A 16,276-nucleotide genomic window follows, 5' to 3' on the forward strand; every position below is an offset into this window, starting at 1 on the left:
ATATTATTTATTTTCTTTTGGATTTTCGATCATGTCTAAGATTTCTCGTAATTCGTCTGCCGAAATTTTTTCTTCTTTAGCGAAAAATGAAACCATACTTTTATAAGAACTATTAAAATAATTATCAATTGCGATACTCATAAAACCTTTGCGGTAATCTTCTATACTCACAGCTGGATAATATTGATGGGTGTTTCCAAAAGCATTATGCGAAACGTAACCCTTTTCTTCCAAATTACGTACAATGGTCGACAAAGTGTTGTAATGTGGCTGATCTTCTAAAATCTCTGCTTGAATTTCTTTTACAAAAGCCTTTTTGAGCTTCCATAGAATATGCATGATTTCTTCTTCTTTGTTGGTTAATTTTTGCATTTTGTTTTTTTATTTAAATCGTTCGTTTAGAATTTGAGATCACTTATGCGATTACTTCCATATGAAATAAAAACAATACGAAAGTTGCAATAGCCGTAATTACTACAAAATACTCCCAAGAATTTTTCTTTTTTGATTGATTTGTATTTAACATAGTGATTCGCTTTTTGATTAATGATTGATGAATAAAAAATTATTTTTTAATTTCAATCTCAATAACACCATTTTTGCCTTTGTCACCATATTTAGTAATTGCGTCAATTCCTTTGATAATGTTAACAGATTCAATGTGTGTTGGTTTAATGCTGTTAAAATCAAAATTAGATGGCATTTCTTCACCGTCAACAATTATCAGCTGATCAACTAATTTAGATTTTGCTCCATTTGAAACAGCAACTTTAGAGTCTTTATCGTTAGAAGTAATAATAACTTTTGTAACCGATTTATCATCGTTATCTGTCGTTACAACAGTGCTAGTAGTTGTACTAGTAGTGCTGTTAGTTTTTGTGCTAGTATTAGAATTAGTGTTAGCATTGGTTTCTGTTTTAGTTTTTAGTTTCTTGCTAATTGCGATTTTTGGTTCTTTTTTCTGAGAATTGTCTATAGTTTGAATTCCGATTTTTGTATCTCCGTTTTTATAGTCAATAACTAAAACTCCAAATTCATCTATAGTATCTCCGTCAGAAGTCTGCACAGATTTTGCTGTTTGTTTTCCTTTTTTAACATCAACTGAAATTGAAGTTAACTCATTTGAACCATTTCTTTTTACATCAGAAACTTCAAATTTTATATTATGATTTTTTTGCAAATTGCTTTTGATTTCAGCCAATTCAGCATCTGTTGAATTTTTAGTAATCTTATAAACATTAACAGATTTAATATTTGACTCTTTGTCAATTTCAATTTTTGATTTCTCTTTTGCAATTACTTCAACTTGAAACAATAAAACAAAAGCTGCTAGCGCTGGAATTACTACATAATACTTCCAAGAATTTCTCTTTTTTGATTGATTTGTGTTTAACATAACGATTCGTTTTTTGATTAATGATTGATAAAAATGATTGGTAATGGCAACACAATTTTCGTGTGTTGTTATTTTTAAAAGTGTGTATTGATACGCTTTTTTGTCTAAAATTTTTTTAGCGGCTTCATTGTCAGCAATAAATTCAAGATTTTGTGTAATTGCTTTTTTGTAAAACCAAACCACAGGATTGAACCAGAAAATAATACTGAATAATCTAGAAATCAACACATCTACAGTGTGATTTTGATCGCTGTGTACTTTTTCGTGTTCTATAATATTTTCTAATTCTGAAGCCGTATACAGTGATGAGTTGTAAACGATATATTCAAAATAGGAGAAAGGTGCTATATTTTCGTTTATATCAATGAATTTGAAATCGGCTTGTTGCTGTATTTTCTTTCCTTTAATAATAGTGCTTAAACTATAAAAATCTATAGCCAATTTGATGATGAAAATAATAAAACCTAGTGCATAAATGCCTAAAAGAATTTGATTCCAATTGAATTGCGGAGCCTCTTTTTCTATCACTGGCAGATTAGATTCAAAACCCTCTAGAATTGGAGTTGATTCAATCCATACAACTTTCGTATATGTTACCAAAGGTAAAATAGCCGACACAACCAAGCCAGATAATAAAAACCACCTGTTACTGTTGAAAAATGTTTCTTTGCGTAATAAAAAGTAATACGCAAAATAAAACAAAAGCATTAAGAAAGTAGATTTGGCGATGTAAATGAAAATGGCATCCATAATTAGAATTATTTTTCTTCGTTTTTATTTTCGATCATCGATAAGATTTCTCTCAACTCGTCTGCTGAGATTTTTTCTTCTTTAGCAAAAAAAGAAACCATACTTTTATAAGAACTATTAAAGTAATTATCAATTGCAGTTTTCATGAATCCCTTTCTATAATCTTCAATTGCTACAATTGGAAAGTATTGATGTGTGTTTCCAAAAGCATTGTGTCCAACATATCCTTTCTCTTCCAAATTACGAACTATTGTAGATAAAGTATTGTAATGCGGTTGGTCTTCGGTAATTTCTGCTTGAATTTCTTTTACAAAAGCTTTTTTAAGCTTCCATAAAATCATCATAATTTCTTCTTCTTTGTTTGTCAACTTTTGCATCTTCTCTAATTTTAATTCAAACCTACAACTATTTTTTTAGTTACGCAACTATAAAAATAGTTATTTAACTAAAAATTAAGTTTGATTTCGTTTTAGTGCATACAAAAGCAGTTCAAATTTAATTGTAATAAATTGAATTGTAGTGTTTTATAAAGTTAAAGTTTTTTACTGAGGTTTTTCTGTGATTAAAGCATTTCTAATCCACAGACAACAGCAAGTAGCCACGACACCAATGCAAGCCATAAATAACCAATTGATTTGATAACCCAAGCGAGTAATAATTTCAAAACCAACTTTTGAACTAATAATATGTGCAAGGCTAAAGCTCATGGTATAAAGTGCCATATAGCGTCCCTCTTGTCCTCGTGGTGCACGACTTAAGGCAAAAGCATTAGAAAATGGGAAAGTGAGCACTTCGCCAACAGAAATGCAAATCATACTGACAACCAATATTCCAGCCCAAAAATTAATGAGAAGTAAAAAGAAACTCAAAGCCATAACAAAAGATCCGACTATAATAATTCTGATTTTGGCAAAACCTTTTCTTTCTAAAAAGCCAACTGTTGGCATTTCTAAAGCAAAAATCAAAAGTCCATTGAGAGTCATTAATAATCCCGTTTGGAATTCGCTCAAGCCAAATCTCTCATTATGATATAAAGGTAAAGTGGTAAAAAGCTGAAAGAAAATCATAGCCGTAATAAAACTCACAAATAAGAAAACCCAGAATATCGTATCATGAAAAACCGATTTTACATCTCCAGCACTTTCTGCTTTGTCTTCGTGAACTACTTTTTTCTTTTCTTTTACTAGAAACGCAAATATAGAAATAGCAATAATACAAGAAGAGCCATCAACCCAGAAAAGACCAGAATAGCCCATCCCCATAATAATTAAACCACCTAAGGCAGGTCCAGCTGCAAAACCTAAATTTACCGCCAATCGTACAAGTGTTAAAGCACGAGTTCTGTTTTCTGGTTTTGCATAAGCGCCTAAAGAAACAAACATGGCTGGTCTAAACATATCGGCAATGGTCATTAAGAGAAACATCGCGATACAAAGTGACCAAAAGTGTGTAATATATTGTACAAAGAAAAGAGCAAGACCACTTGTAAATAAACTGAAAACCATTATTTTATAAAATCCAATTTTATCTGAAAGTTTACCGCCAAGCCATGAACCTAACATTGACCCAAACCCAAAAGCAACCATAATCCATCCAACTTGATTGTACGAAAATTGCAAGTCTTCTTTTAAATATTTAGATAAAAAGGGAAGCACCATTGTTCCGGCGCGATTGATAAAAGTGACAATAGCCAGAATCCAAATTTCTCTAGAAAAACCTCGAAAATTGTTAATGTAGTGGGTAAAAGCGTTTTTAAGCATTTTGTGTGATAGATTATCGCAACAAAGTTAGCAAACTTTGTCAGCTTAAGTGGTTGTCGTTTTGTTACTTTTGAACTATTTTTGCATAAAATTTCTAAGATGAAAACTATCTACGCCCTAGTTTTATTGTTTGTTTTTAATTTTGGCTTTAGCCAAAAAAAATTTAGCAAAAACGATGTTATAAAATTTCAGAAGAAACTAAATACTGAATTTGCTGATTCTAAGACAAGTCCGTTAATGGCAAAAGATTTAAAAACTTTTAAAGGCTTAGAGTTTTATCCTATTTCTGAAACTTTTTTTGTGAATGCAACTTTGGTAAAAGCGAAAGGCGGAAAAGTTATTGAAATGAAGGAGAGTGGAAAATATACTTCAAAATATACTAAATACGGTACGTTGAATTTCAAAATCAATGGAAAAGCTTTTAAACTTGCCGTTTACCAAAATTTGGAACTGATTGTTCAAGAAAAATACAAGAATTATCTCTTTTTACCATTTTCTGATTTAACGACTGGCAAACAGAGTTACATTGGCGGTCGTTATATAGATTTACAGATTCCAAAAGGAAATACAATCGCGATTGATTTTAATCAAGCTTACAATCCGTATTGTGCTTATAATTATGAGTATTCTTGTCCGCTTGTTCCGTTGGAAAATGATTTAAAGATTGAAATTAGAGCTGGAGTGAAAGACTTTCATTAATGGAATATTTTAATTTTCATACACATCAATTTACCAATCAAGAAGATGTTTTAGAATTGGTGAATCAATATCCTAAAGATTTTGATGCTTCTATTGCATTTTATTCTATCGGAATTCACCCTTGGTATATCGATGAAAATAGACTAAATGAAGATCTAAAAATTATAGAAGAAAAATTACAAACTGAAAATTGTTTGGCAATTGGCGAATGTGGTTTGGATAAACGAATCGAAATTCCGTTAGAATTGCAGATTTCTATTTTTGAAAAACAATTAGAATTAGCAGAAAAATTTAAAAAACCAGTTGTAATACATTGTGTTGCTGCTTTTCAGGAAGTGACAGCGATTAAGAAAAAAATGAAAATTTCTGTTCCGATGATTATTCATGGTTTTTCAAAAAACAAACAATTAGCTGAACAGTTAATCAAAGATGGATTTTATCTTTCATTTGGAAAATATTTATTAAAAAATCCAGATTTGAAAACCGTTTTTAAAGATATCCCAAATGATCAATTTTTCTTGGAAACGGATACAATGGAAGAAAAAATTGAGCAAGTTTATGAAATAGCTTCAGAATATAAAGGCTTAAGTTTAAAAGAATTAAAAGATATTATATCAAGTAATTATAGAATTGTGTTCGAATTGTAAAACATGATTTGTCAGGCTGAGCGAAGTCGAAGCCTATTCTTATTGGAGCGCCCTTCGACTTCGCTCAGGGTGACAACGAGAAAAAAACTTGAAACATGAAACTTGAAACAAAAAATTAAAAAAACAAAAAATAACAAAATATAGAATATGGCAGAATGGACAGAAAGAGCTGAGCTTTTGTTTACTAAAGAAGGATTAGAAAATTTACAAAATGCAAATGTTTTAGTTGTAGGATTAGGTGGAGTTGGATCTTTTGCAGCCGAATTTTTGGCAAGAGCAGGAGTAGGGAATATGACAATTGTTGATGGAGATGTTGTAGATATTACGAATATTAACCGTCAATTACCAGCATTACATTCAACAGTTGGAGAACCAAAAATTACTATTGTTGGAGACCGTTTAATGGATATTAATCCTGAATTAAAACTTACGCGTGTTAAAGAATTTCTTTCTCCAGAAAGAGCTTTCGAGATTGTATCTCCAGAATTTGATTATGTTTTAGATTGTATTGATAGTATTACTCCAAAATTAAATTTGATTATTGCAGCAAAACGTAAAAGAGTAAAAATTATCAGCAGTATGGGAGCTGGCGGAAAAATGTTGGCTTCTAAAGTAAAAGTTGCTGACATTTCAAAAACAATCAATTGTTATTTTTCTAAAACAATTCGTAAGCGTTTAAAAGCGGCAAAAATCAATAAATTGAAAGTAGTTTTTTCATCTGAAATTCAAAATGAAAAAAGTCTGAAATTAACCGACGGAAAAAATTTCAAAAAATCTTTCTACGGAACAAACAGCTATATGCCAGGATTATTCGGTTTACATGCAGCAGAAACCGTGATTAGACATTTGCTTACGAAATCAGAGTAAGCAGTCTCAGTTTCAGTTTTCAGTTAATAAACCTTAGAACCTTAGTTTCTTAGAACCTCAGAACCTTAAAAAAAAAATGATTAAAACAGTAATTTTTGACATGGATGGCGTAATTGTAGATACAGAGCCGGTTCATCGTTATGCTTATTATTTACAATTTTCAGAGTTAAACATTGAAGTGCCAGAAGAAATGTATACTTCATTTACTGGTTTTTCAACTCGAAATACTTTTCAGACTTTAAAAAGTTATTTTCCGTCTGTAGAACAAGAAGTTGAAGATTTGATTCAAAGAAAAAGAACCATATTTAATGACGCTTTTGATACTAAAGAAGATCTATATCTTTTGGACGGAGTTGAAGATTTGATTAAAGATTTGTATCAGAACGGAATACAATTAATTTTAGCTTCTTCTGCATCTAAAGTTACTATTGATCGAGTTTTTACAAGGTTTAATCTTCATCAATACTTTACACATATTGTAAGTGGAGAAGATTTTCCGCAATCTAAGCCAAATCCTGCTATTTTTATTCATGCAGCTTCTTTGTCTATTGCTCCAAAAGAAGAATGTATCATTATTGAAGATAGTACAAACGGAATAAAAGCTGCAAAAGGAGCAGGAATATATTGTGTAGGTTATAAAAGCGAGCATTCGAACCTTCAAGATTTGTCTGAAGCTGACTTGGTTATCGATCATTTTAATGAATTAAATGCTCAAAAAATAGCACATTTAAAACCTTGAATTATATAAAATTTAACATTTGTTCCCTATTTGAATTTGTAAATTTGAATAAAATAAAAAAACACTGAATAATGAAAAAACTACTTATTGCATTTGCTTTGATTTTAGCACCATTAGCATCAGAAGCACAAGTAAAAACTCCACAAGCCAGTCCAAAAGGATATATAAAACAAACTGTTGGTTTAACAGATGTAGAAGTTACTTACTCTAGACCAGGAGCAAGAGGAAGAGCGGTTTTCGGAAATTTAGTTCCATTTGGTAAATTATGGAGAACTGGAGCAAACGAAAATACAATTATCAATTTCAGTGATGATGTTGTTATTGATGGTAAAACACTGAAAAAAGGTAAATATGCAATTTATACAGTGCCAAGAATCGAAAGCTGGGATGTGATTTTTTATCTTTCTACAGATAACTGGGGATTACCAGAAAATTGGAGTGAAGCTTATGTAGCTTTAAAAACAACTGTAAAAGAAGATGCTTTACCAACTCCAGTAGAGACATTTACAATCGGAATTAATAGTTTAGATCCGAATTTTGGTTATTTAGAAATGGCTTGGGAGAATTCTCATGTCGCTTTGAAATTTGAAGTTCCAACTGCTAAAACAGCTATTGCAAGTATTGACAAAACTTTAGCTGGTCCGTCTTGGAATGATTATTATGCAGCTTCTCAATACTTATTTCAATCGAACGGAAATATTGAATTATCAAGAACTTATGTAGATAAAGCGCTAGATATGAGTACTGATAAACCTTATTATGTAACAAGATTAAAATCTTTGATTCAAGCAAAACAAGGTGATAAAAAAGGTGCTGTAGAAACAGCAAAAGCTTCATTAGCTGCTGCGGAAGCTGCAAACAATGCTGATTACGTAAAATTGAACAAAGACAGTATCGCTGAGTGGAGCAGATAAAATAATTCTTCGAATTATAAATTTCAATTATAAAATTTCAAATTCCAAAGCTTTCGGGTTTTGGAATTTTTTTGTTTTTTACCGCAAAGAACGCTAAGACTTGCGCAAAGTTCGCTAAGTTTTTTCTATAATAGCTTTGCGAACTTTGCGTAACTCCTTGTGCCTTTGCGGTTAAATTTAGTTCATACTTGGCGGTTCAGGAATTTTTACCGTTTTCTTTATTTTTTTGATTAAGAGATAAAATGTAATTCCGCCCAAAATAATAAGTAAAGCGATTTGCAATTGTCCAATCATATTGTTTTTATTGTACATTGCATTGGCAAGAGCAAGTTTTGCCTTTCCTTCTTCAATTTGAATTTGCGATAATGATTCTAAAGTTTTTAATGCTTGAGCAGTTGAAACAGCAATTTTATTCCAGTTTTTGTTTTCAACCTGTTTGTTGATTTCTTTGCAAGAGCTTAAAAAAACATCAAAATATTCTTTCTCCTTATTAGTTAAAACTGTTTTGCCGTACAAATCATCAATGTTGTGAATAATATCTAGAGTGTGAATAATTTCGTTCTTCTTAATATTATCGCTCAAGTCGAGTTTCTCTGCTTCAGATTTTATAAAATGAAGTTGTTTAGAATATTGAAAAATGTAATGAGCTACAACCAAACGATCTTTGTAAATCGCATTGATGTTGTCATTTACATTTTTAGAATTTTGAAGCGTATTAAAGTTTCCTAATAAAATTAGAAGCATTACGATCAATAGAACAAAAGCGGCTTTGCTCTTATTGCTGTATTTTTTTAAATCTTTCATAAAACTTTTATTATTAGAAATTCTAAATTTATAAAGTCACGAATAAAAAAAGCAACAATTTTTCAAATACTATTTGCTTGCAGTTGTATAGAGCAATTCAACGTTTTTAATAGATCCAATTGGAGCAATCTTAATATGTTTTTGCCCTTTTGCTACATAAAAATAATACAAGCTATTTGTACCAACGAGATTAACCTCTTCAGGATCTCCATCGTTAAAGTTTAATTGATAATTATAATCAAGTTTTCCCTTAGCAATTCGCTGAGAAGTAAAATAACCGCTAGCTACTCCGGTTCCCATAAAAAAAGATAAAAGGATAACAGCCAGTGTTCTTATTGCAATTTGATTGTAGTAACTTTTCTTTTGCTCCAGAGTTAATTCTTCATCAGACTTCAGATCAAACATTTTTTGGACTGTTATTTTATTTTTGTTTTCTAAAAGAAATTTCGGAAGATAAAAATGACTTGCAAACAACAAAATAATCGTGATTAAAATGATAGGATTTGAAGTAATGTAAACTAACGGACTCATTAAAACATCAACAATAGTTGAGAATTTTAGAATGTTTATTCCGAGCTGATAATATTGAATGCTGTCTTTTAATATTCCCATTACAATAAGGAATAAATAACCAAATGGCAGTAGTTTTTCTAGATCTTCAGAAATTTTCATGTATAATTTCTCTAGTTTAAATTAGTTTAGTTTTTGGAAGTAAATCTTGTTGGTCAGTTTTACAGCTTACTAAAATAATATTTTTTACTTACAAATTTAAGAGAGAATTTAGATTCAGAAATTTATTTTTTAAAATGATGTTTAGGAGCTTATTCCTGCTGTCCGCTGTATCTTTTTGTTTTTAAAGAAAAAACAAAAAGGATGCCGCTTCCATCAGGGCTAGGTATCAGGATTTATTTAATTACAGATTGATTAATTAAAAATAGAGTTTGTTTGTTTACAATTTTTGCTGCATTACTTAAGTATATTGGGTTTGTGCATTCTCCATAACTGATGTAAACAATATTATTATCGTCGTTCAAATTTTCATTCCTCCTTATAGCCTCAGTTGAACTTTCTAAACCACTTATTAAATATACTGGATTTCCTTCTTTAAATAGTTGAGTTGTAATTCCGATTAACATTTCTTCTGCGAATCTTTGTATATCAGTTTCTTTATAAGCCAAAAGATAAGAACAACTCAACAACGAGCAAAATGTTGTTTTTTGGAATGTCGGATATTTTTCGAACAATTCATTTCCTTGGTTCAAATTATCAAAACACTTTGTGTATAATTGAGTAGAAATGGAATTGTCTACAACTATTGATTCATCAGTATTTTGACTTTGAGCCTGAAAGAATACAAAAAAGAATACTGTAACCAAGATATTTTTTAACATCAGCTTATTCCAAAATCAATTCATTATCATCTGATTTTCCTCTAAAAAATAAAAACTGAATCAGTAACGCCAACACAATTGTCAAAATAGCTCCAATGAAATTCAGCCATAAATAACCCAGTTTTTCTTGTGTATAAATCATGAAATAATAAATCACAAAAATAGTTAGCTGACTCATGATTGCACTAATAAACATTGGTTTTGCCTGAACGCGTTTTAAATAGAAACCAACTAAGAAAATACCTAAAACGGTTCCGTAGAAAATAGATCCGATGATGTTTACAAGCTGAATTAAATTCTCAAATAATGTTCCAACACAAGCAAAAAGTATAGCTACAATTCCCCAAAAAAGAGTGAAAAACTTTGTTATGTTCAAATAATGCTTTTCTGATTTTTCTGTTTTCTGATTTCTTTTATAAATATCAATTGCTGTTGTAGAAGCCAGTGCCGTTAATCCGGAAGCTGTAGATGACATGGCTGCCGAAAGAATAACGGCCAACAACAATCCGATTAGACCTTTTGGCAAATAATTAAGAATGAAGTGAAAGAATACATAATCTTTATCATTCGTTTCTGTATTACTGTCTGCTTTTACAATGATTTCTTTGGCTTTGTCGCGCAAATCTTTTTCCTTGTTTGATAAAGCAACTAATTCCTTACGTAAAATTGGATTGTCATAATCTTGATTTAACTGATCGATATATAATAAATTAATTACTTTTTTGTCTTCTGAAAGTTTTACCAGTTTTTGTTCTAAAGCATGGTATTCTTCTTTATAAACGGATTTTTCAATAGCAATTTTATTATTCGGATTAAAATTTAACGGAACTGGATTGAATTGAAAAAATACAAAAACCATAACTCCAGTCAAAAGAATAAAGAACTGCATAGGAACTTTCAAAAGTCCATTCATTATCAATCCCATTTGACTTTCACGAACTGATTTACCAGATAAGTAACGCCCAACTTGAGATTGATCTGTTCCAAAATAAGCAAGAGCCAAAAAGAAACCTCCAGTAATACCGCTCCAAATAGTGTATTTTTCTTCTGGATCAAAAGAAAAATTAACAATGTCCATTTTGTCGTTTGCTCCTGCAATATGCAGTGCGCTGTTAAAAGTCATATCATTTGGCAGATAATGCAGAATCAAAAAGAAAGTAATAAACATTCCAGACATGATTACAAACATCTGTTGTTTTTGAGTTACATTCACCGCTTTTGTTCCCCCAGAAAAGGTGTAAATGATTACCATAACACCAATTATAATATTCATTACAGTCAAATTCCATCCTAAAAGAGCAGATAAAATAATAGCTGGAGCATAAATTGTCAAACCAGTTCCTAAACCTCTTTGTACCAAGAATAAAATAGCCGCTAGAGAACGAGTTTTAACATCAAATCTTCTTTCTAGAAATTCGTAAGCGGTAAAAACTTTACTTTTATGATAGAGTGGAATAAAGGTCAAACAAATTACAATCATGGCAATTGGCAAGCCAAAATAGAATTGCACAAAACCCATTCCGTCATGGTAAGCTTGTCCAGGTGTAGACAGGAAAGTAATTGCGCTGGCTTGAGTAGCCATAACAGAAAGCCCAACAGTATACCAAGGCGTTTCGTTGTTTCCTAAAATAAAATCTTCAACGTTTTTACTGCCACGGGTTTTCCACGAGCCATAACCAACGATAAATAATAATGTTACAATAAGTACGATCCAGTCAAATAGCTGCATAGGTTATGAATATAATTGCATGATTAAAACGAAAATAGCAATGTAAATTGCATTAACGACCAAAACGTAGGTGTAGCTTTTTTTCCATTTTTTTGTTTTCTTCGTTTCCATATTTTATTGCTTTAAATCTTGTTTAGGAGCTTCAATTGGCTGTTTAAGAGAGATAATATTAGATAATAATCTATATGCGCCAGAAACTCCTTCTGGTAATTCTCTAAAGAAACTTAAACCTGTGTAAATGTAATATCCTTTTCCGTATGGTGCTACCAATAATGCGCCATCTTTTGCAGATTCTCCTTTGTCATGTGAAGAAATAATAGGAGTAAAGGCAGCATCATATTCATTTGGATAATACAAACCTTGTTCTTGAGTCCAACCTTGGAAATCTTTTTCAGAAATTTTATTTGGTGTATTCAAAACAGGATGATTTGGTGCTAAAAAGGTGATTTTAGCATTTTCTTCCGTAACACGATCGTTTGATAATTTTAATGGATAAGGTGCAATTTTATCTGTAACCAATTTTCCATTCGTATTATATTGAACAATCATATTTTTTCCGCCTTTTACGAAATTGAAAAGGATATTTTGTTTGTTTGCTAAAGCATTTACGGTATTGTAAGCGCGAATTCCAGTAATTACAGTACTAAATGACTCTAATTTTTCAGGTGTAATTTCTTCTGGTTTTAAGATGGAAACTTTGTAGCCCATTTGTGCTAAACTTTCTGGAACTTCATCTCCAGCGCCCATAATATAAGCGATTGCATCTCCAGAAGTTTTTAAGTCGATTCTAATGCATTTAGATTCGGCAGGTTTTAAGACCATTTGTTTTGTGATATGATTGAAATCAATAATAGTTTGATCTTTATCAAAACGTTTACCGTCAACAGTTGCAATGCTTTTTGCCATCACTTCCTCAGGATTTACTGGCGGTGTTACTTCAAAATAAAATATTTGTTCGTTACCTTTTCTGTCAAGGTCAAACGGAATTTCTTTTGGAGAAACAGTCCAGCTTTTTGCCAATTCTAATTGTAAATTTCCTTTTACATTGTCTTTTCCTGCACGAACTTTTACTGGAATCATTTTACTTTTAGTGTCTCTAAAAATCAAAACTCTTTCTAAGATTGAAGTCGTAACTTCAGGAACAATATCAAGAAAATTATACATTTCTCCTTTTACGCCGTCGTTGTATTTGTACACGATTGTACGCTCAAAAGGAATCTCAACATCATTAATTTTTACATTAAAAATCACCTTGGTTTCTCTAATAATATCAGGAATTCCAATAATTTCTTGATTAGAAACGGTGTACATACCAACAGTTGCTTTTTCTTTTAGCCAATAAGGTTGCGTATATTCAATATTTTCAGGAAGTTGAAATTGAAGATTTATTTTTTGATCATTATTGTTTTTTAAAGCAATGTTTTGAGAAATTGTTTTATTGTCTGGTAAAGTTTTTACGCTAACCAATTGCATATCAATATTACATCTGTTGATAGCTTCAAGATATAGTTTAAGTGTACTTCCTGGAGTTGCTTCTTGTTCGTTTGCTACAGCTTCAAGATATAAACCAGAGCAAGATGCAATAATATTTTTTATTGCATTAGATTTAATGCTTTTCCAATGATCATCTTCAAGAGCTTCAATCATGGCATAAGCTTTTACTAAATCTGGAATACTAGCAGAAGGTTTATTGAAATCATATTTTGAAATAATTGAAGAAATCAAATCACCAATTGGTTTTCCGTTTTTAACACGGTTCCAGCTAGTATCAATTCCGTCAAATAAATTATCGCGTTCTTTTGGAGTTTCGCCATTAATTAACTCTAAATATTCTGTTTCTTCGCCACGTACACCAGTGCTTCCAAAACCTTGAGATTGATGACGGCTTCGGCTTAAAGCTGCAATTTCCTGATTTGATTTTCCGATTCCGTTATAATATACACCAGTTTCTAGCTTTGTAAATTTAGATTTATTTGCAGCATCAAATTTTTCTTGGCTTCCGTAAAACCACCATGACGGATTGAAAAATTGGCGTTTTACCTGCCAAGGCGTAACATATTTTAATTGTTCAGGATAAACTTTTGGATCGTTTGTTAGTTTAAAACTTTCGACACTTAACATCGCCGAAGAGGTATGATGTCCATGTGTAGTTCCTGGCGAACGATGGTCAAATCTATTGATAATAATATCTGGCTGAAATTTTCTAATAGTCCAAACTACATCGGCAAGGACTTTATTTTTATCCCAGATATCTAAAGTTTCATCTGGATTTTTTGAGAAACCAAAATCATTTGCTCTTGAAAAAAATTGTTCTCCTCCATCAATTTTTCTTGCTTCAATTAACTCTTGAGTTCTTATAACTCCTAATAATTCACGCAATTGAGGTCCAATTAAGTTTTGTCCACCATCACCACGCGTTAGAGATAAATAACCAGTTCTGGCATTCATATCGTTTGCTAAATACGAAATCATTCGGGTGTTTTCGTCATCAGGGTGTGCGGCAACATATAAAACCGAACCTAAAAAGTTTAATTTCTTGATTTGATTGTAAATTTCAACTGAATTTGGTTTTTGTGGCTGCTGCGCAAATGAAATTTGAAAACTGATAAAAAATAGAAGAAAGATTTGAATCTGTATTTTTCTCATGCTGTGGTTAATTGTTTTTCTTTTAAGAGCTTCAAAAATACTAATTATTTTATGGAAGACTATTTAAATGAAATGTTAATGGTTGTTATTGAATTGCAATTTTTTCAAATAAGCAACAAAAAAGCTGCCAGTTTTTTACGCTGGCAGCTTTTTTATATCTAAAAATGGAGAATAAATCTCTATTTTAATTTGTTTTCGGTATCAACATAACTTCCTGTAATGGTTACGTTACTTCCTTTAGTTACTTTTCCATAGATTGTAATTGAAGACGTGTTTCCGATGAAATTGATTTTAGCACCGCTGTTCAATGTTAAATTTCCCCAAATTACTACTGATCCTTCTACATTTAAAACAGCATCAGTATTAATTATAAGCTGTGTTGGATTAGTCTGTTGGTATTTTCCTTGAGATAAACTTCCTCTCATATTGAATGTACCTTTACTATTTAAAGTCAAATCACCAAGAACTGCAATAGAACCACAATGCGTTAAAACAGCACCAGAATTTACAATAGCCGAATTAATGGCTGTTGCACCTTGATACGATTTAGTTTCATTAGAATTTAAAATCAAATTGCTTCCTTGATTGTATAAACCGTAAGTTGCACAGCTTGCAAATGTAGTACTTGGTTTTTCAAGTTTAATGATTTTCAAACCACCTGTTCCGCTGGCAACATAAATATAATTTCCACTAGATTTCACATAGTTTGATGAGCCTGCAATTCCTACAGAACCTAATAAACTAAGTTGTGTTGCTGATTGGTAAACATTAAGACCTAAAGCACCATTTGCAATAAAAGCATAGCCATCATTAAAAGAAACAGCATTTGTTACATTGTCTTCGCCAGCAGTTGGAATTCCAATAGTTTGTAATTTTGAACCACTATTGATATCGTAAACTCCTAGACCATTTGGACCTTCAGAAACAAAAAGTTTTGTTCCGTCAATATCCATTGTTCTTTTTGCGCCGCTTATGTCATTAGAAGTAGCAAAACTTTTTTGTAAAGCCAAATTTGATTGATTGTAAATATTAACGCCTTTTGTTCCACTTAAAGTTACTACTTTATCACTTGTTAAAGCGATTGAACGTAAATCAGCAACTGCCACTTTTCCTGTAACTGCTTTAGTTGAAGTACTTAATTTGAATAAACTTCCATTATCTCCAGTAACGGCAAAATAATTAGAAGTATTAGCTGCAACATCTGTAGTTACTCTGCTTTCTAAATAATTTGTGGTTAAGGTATTAGTAAGTAATCCAGAGCTCAAAGCCATATTAAATACAATTGCTGGATTTCCTGCAAGCTGAGCATCTTTATCTACATCTTTTGCCGCGCCGATAATTAAATTTCCGTTTGCATAAGTAAGCGATGTGATATCAGTATTAGGAATCAAAGCCGAAGTTACTAATTTTGGCTTGTAAGGATCAGAAACATCGATAACATCAATTGCTCCAGAATAAACATCGCCTCTTGTAATATAAGAAACGTAAGCATAATTACCATTTACGGTTACGTGACTTGCTTGAAGCGTTCTTCCATTAGCATCAACTGGAGGTTTTACTTCTGCAATTTGAACTAAAGGTAAAGTAGTGTTTGTCGTTTCGGCAGATTTACCAGTTGCTGAAACATTGTCGATTGAAATAACACCTGAATTAGTAAGGTCAAGTCTCTGATTTAAGGCAGTTTGATCTGAGTTAATTGTAATGTTATTTACCGATTGGTTGTCGTTTCCATCATTGTTATCGTCACAACCTACTAATAGTGACATTGCTAAAAATGAAAATAAATAAACATTCTTTTTCATAAAAATTTCAATTTGGGTTTAAAAATTCGCTGCAAATATATATCATAATCACATTAAACAAAGGTTAATATTTAAAATTGTTTAATAGAAGCTATTGTTATTCAGTGATTTATATTGAAGTTACAATTTTTT

At 31.3% G+C, this 16,276-nt stretch carries 15 protein-coding genes; 5 read left to right on the forward strand and 10 right to left on the reverse strand.

What is annotated here, in order from left to right:
• Positions 1-3: 3 nt before the first annotated feature.
• The 4 genes from HNP35_RS19230 to HNP35_RS19245 form a co-directional block, all read right to left on the reverse strand.
• A complete protein-coding gene (locus HNP35_RS19230; RefSeq protein ID WP_184166514.1) occupies positions 4-372 on the reverse strand; it encodes a BlaI/MecI/CopY family transcriptional regulator in 369 nt (122 codons plus the stop codon).
• Positions 373-565: 193 nt separating this feature from the next.
• Positions 566-2,146: a M56 family metallopeptidase gene (locus tag HNP35_RS19235; RefSeq protein WP_184166511.1), complete on the reverse strand. Its 1,581-nt coding sequence runs from the start codon at positions 2,144-2,146 to the stop codon at positions 566-568.
• A gap of 8 nt (positions 2,147-2,154) precedes the next feature.
• Positions 2,155-2,523 (reverse strand): BlaI/MecI/CopY family transcriptional regulator, encoded by a 369-nt coding sequence (locus tag HNP35_RS19240; RefSeq protein ID WP_057119772.1) that lies wholly within the window; start codon positions 2,521-2,523, stop codon positions 2,155-2,157.
• Between the two features lie 165 nt (positions 2,524-2,688).
• Positions 2,689-3,906: an MDR family MFS transporter gene (locus tag HNP35_RS19245; RefSeq protein ID WP_184166508.1), complete on the reverse strand. Its 1,218-nt coding sequence runs from the start codon at positions 3,904-3,906 to the stop codon at positions 2,689-2,691.
• Between the two features lie 99 nt (positions 3,907-4,005).
• On the opposite strand from HNP35_RS19245, the gene HNP35_RS19250 reads away from it, so the two are divergent.
• From HNP35_RS19250 to HNP35_RS19270, 5 genes are all read left to right on the forward strand, one after another.
• Positions 4,006-4,605 (forward strand): DUF1684 domain-containing protein, encoded by a 600-nt coding sequence (locus HNP35_RS19250; protein ID WP_184166505.1) that lies wholly within the window; start codon positions 4,006-4,008, stop codon positions 4,603-4,605.
• Positions 4,605-5,252 carry a TatD family hydrolase gene (locus tag HNP35_RS19255; RefSeq protein ID WP_184166502.1) on the forward strand — a complete coding sequence of 216 codons (648 nt, stop codon included), beginning with the start codon at positions 4,605-4,607 and terminating at the stop codon, positions 5,250-5,252. The genes HNP35_RS19250 and HNP35_RS19255 overlap by 1 nt, the downstream gene beginning before the upstream one ends.
• Before the next feature lie 147 nt (positions 5,253-5,399).
• Positions 5,400-6,119 (forward strand): tRNA threonylcarbamoyladenosine dehydratase, encoded by a 720-nt coding sequence (locus HNP35_RS19260; protein ID WP_184166500.1) that lies wholly within the window; start codon positions 5,400-5,402, stop codon positions 6,117-6,119.
• A 76-nt stretch (positions 6,120-6,195) separates the two neighbouring features.
• Positions 6,196-6,858, forward strand: coding sequence for an HAD family hydrolase (locus HNP35_RS19265; protein WP_184166497.1), 663 nt, complete (start codon positions 6,196-6,198; stop codon positions 6,856-6,858).
• Between the two features lie 71 nt (positions 6,859-6,929).
• On the forward strand, positions 6,930-7,772 hold the full coding sequence (locus HNP35_RS19270) for a DUF2911 domain-containing protein (protein ID WP_184166494.1): 843 nt from the start codon (positions 6,930-6,932) through the stop codon (positions 7,770-7,772).
• A gap of 177 nt (positions 7,773-7,949) precedes the next feature.
• Here the strand turns inward: HNP35_RS19270 and HNP35_RS19275 are convergent, their stop codons facing one another.
• The 6 genes from HNP35_RS19275 to HNP35_RS19300 all read right to left on the reverse strand — a co-directional run bounded on the left by HNP35_RS19275 (position 7,950) and on the right by HNP35_RS19300 (position 16,144).
• The gene (locus tag HNP35_RS19275) at positions 7,950-8,576 is read right to left on the reverse strand and encodes an MCP four helix bundle domain-containing protein (protein ID WP_184166491.1); all 627 of its coding nucleotides are present in this window, start codon (positions 8,574-8,576) and stop codon (positions 7,950-7,952) included.
• 69 nt (positions 8,577-8,645) lie between these two features.
• Complete coding sequence (locus HNP35_RS19280) at positions 8,646-9,248, reverse strand: hypothetical protein (protein WP_184166488.1); 603 nt, start codon at positions 9,246-9,248, stop codon at positions 8,646-8,648.
• Between the two features lie 233 nt (positions 9,249-9,481).
• Entirely contained in the window at positions 9,482-9,967 is a 486-nt protein-coding gene (locus HNP35_RS19285) for a hypothetical protein (protein ID WP_184166485.1), read from the reverse strand.
• A gap of 4 nt (positions 9,968-9,971) precedes the next feature.
• Entirely contained in the window at positions 9,972-11,696 is a 1,725-nt protein-coding gene (locus tag HNP35_RS19290) for a sodium:solute symporter (protein ID WP_184166482.1), read from the reverse strand.
• A gap of 114 nt (positions 11,697-11,810) precedes the next feature.
• A complete protein-coding gene (locus HNP35_RS19295) occupies positions 11,811-14,342 on the reverse strand; it encodes a PIG-L family deacetylase (protein WP_184166479.1) in 2,532 nt (843 codons plus the stop codon).
• 179 nt (positions 14,343-14,521) lie between these two features.
• Positions 14,522-16,144: a hypothetical protein gene (locus HNP35_RS19300; protein WP_184166476.1), complete on the reverse strand. Its 1,623-nt coding sequence runs from the start codon at positions 16,142-16,144 to the stop codon at positions 14,522-14,524.
• Between the last annotated feature and the right edge of the window lie 132 nt (positions 16,145-16,276).

Source organism: Flavobacterium notoginsengisoli (assembly GCF_014207905.1).
GTDB classification, from domain to species: Bacteria; Bacteroidota; Bacteroidia; order Flavobacteriales; family Flavobacteriaceae; genus Flavobacterium; species Flavobacterium notoginsengisoli_A.

Coding starts and splice junctions, on each gene's coding strand:
- HNP35_RS19285 (WP_184166485.1), bottom strand. CDS start 9,967: ATGTTAAAAAATATCTTGGTTACAGTATTCTTTTTTGTATTCTTTCAG.
- HNP35_RS19230 (WP_184166514.1), bottom strand. CDS start 372: ATGCAAAAATTAACCAACAAAGAAGAAGAAATCATGCATATTCTATGG.
- HNP35_RS19280 (WP_184166488.1), bottom strand. CDS start 9,248: ATGAAAATTTCTGAAGATCTAGAAAAACTACTGCCATTTGGTTATTTA.
- HNP35_RS19235 (WP_184166511.1), bottom strand. CDS start 2,146: ATGGATGCCATTTTCATTTACATCGCCAAATCTACTTTCTTAATGCTT.
- HNP35_RS19265 (WP_184166497.1), top strand. CDS start 6,196: ATGATTAAAACAGTAATTTTTGACATGGATGGCGTAATTGTAGATACA.
- HNP35_RS19295 (WP_184166479.1), bottom strand. CDS start 14,342: ATGAGAAAAATACAGATTCAAATCTTTCTTCTATTTTTTATCAGTTTT.
- HNP35_RS19240 (WP_057119772.1), bottom strand. CDS start 2,523: ATGCAAAAGTTGACAAACAAAGAAGAAGAAATTATGATGATTTTATGG.
- HNP35_RS19255 (WP_184166502.1), top strand. CDS start 4,605: ATGGAATATTTTAATTTTCATACACATCAATTTACCAATCAAGAAGAT.
- HNP35_RS19260 (WP_184166500.1), top strand. CDS start 5,400: ATGGCAGAATGGACAGAAAGAGCTGAGCTTTTGTTTACTAAAGAAGGA.
- HNP35_RS19270 (WP_184166494.1), top strand. CDS start 6,930: ATGAAAAAACTACTTATTGCATTTGCTTTGATTTTAGCACCATTAGCA.
- HNP35_RS19300 (WP_184166476.1), bottom strand. CDS start 16,144: ATGAAAAAGAATGTTTATTTATTTTCATTTTTAGCAATGTCACTATTA.
- HNP35_RS19245 (WP_184166508.1), bottom strand. CDS start 3,906: ATGCTTAAAAACGCTTTTACCCACTACATTAACAATTTTCGAGGTTTT.
- HNP35_RS19290 (WP_184166482.1), bottom strand. CDS start 11,696: ATGCAGCTATTTGACTGGATCGTACTTATTGTAACATTATTATTTATC.
- HNP35_RS19250 (WP_184166505.1), top strand. CDS start 4,006: ATGAAAACTATCTACGCCCTAGTTTTATTGTTTGTTTTTAATTTTGGC.
- HNP35_RS19275 (WP_184166491.1), bottom strand. CDS start 8,576: ATGAAAGATTTAAAAAAATACAGCAATAAGAGCAAAGCCGCTTTTGTT.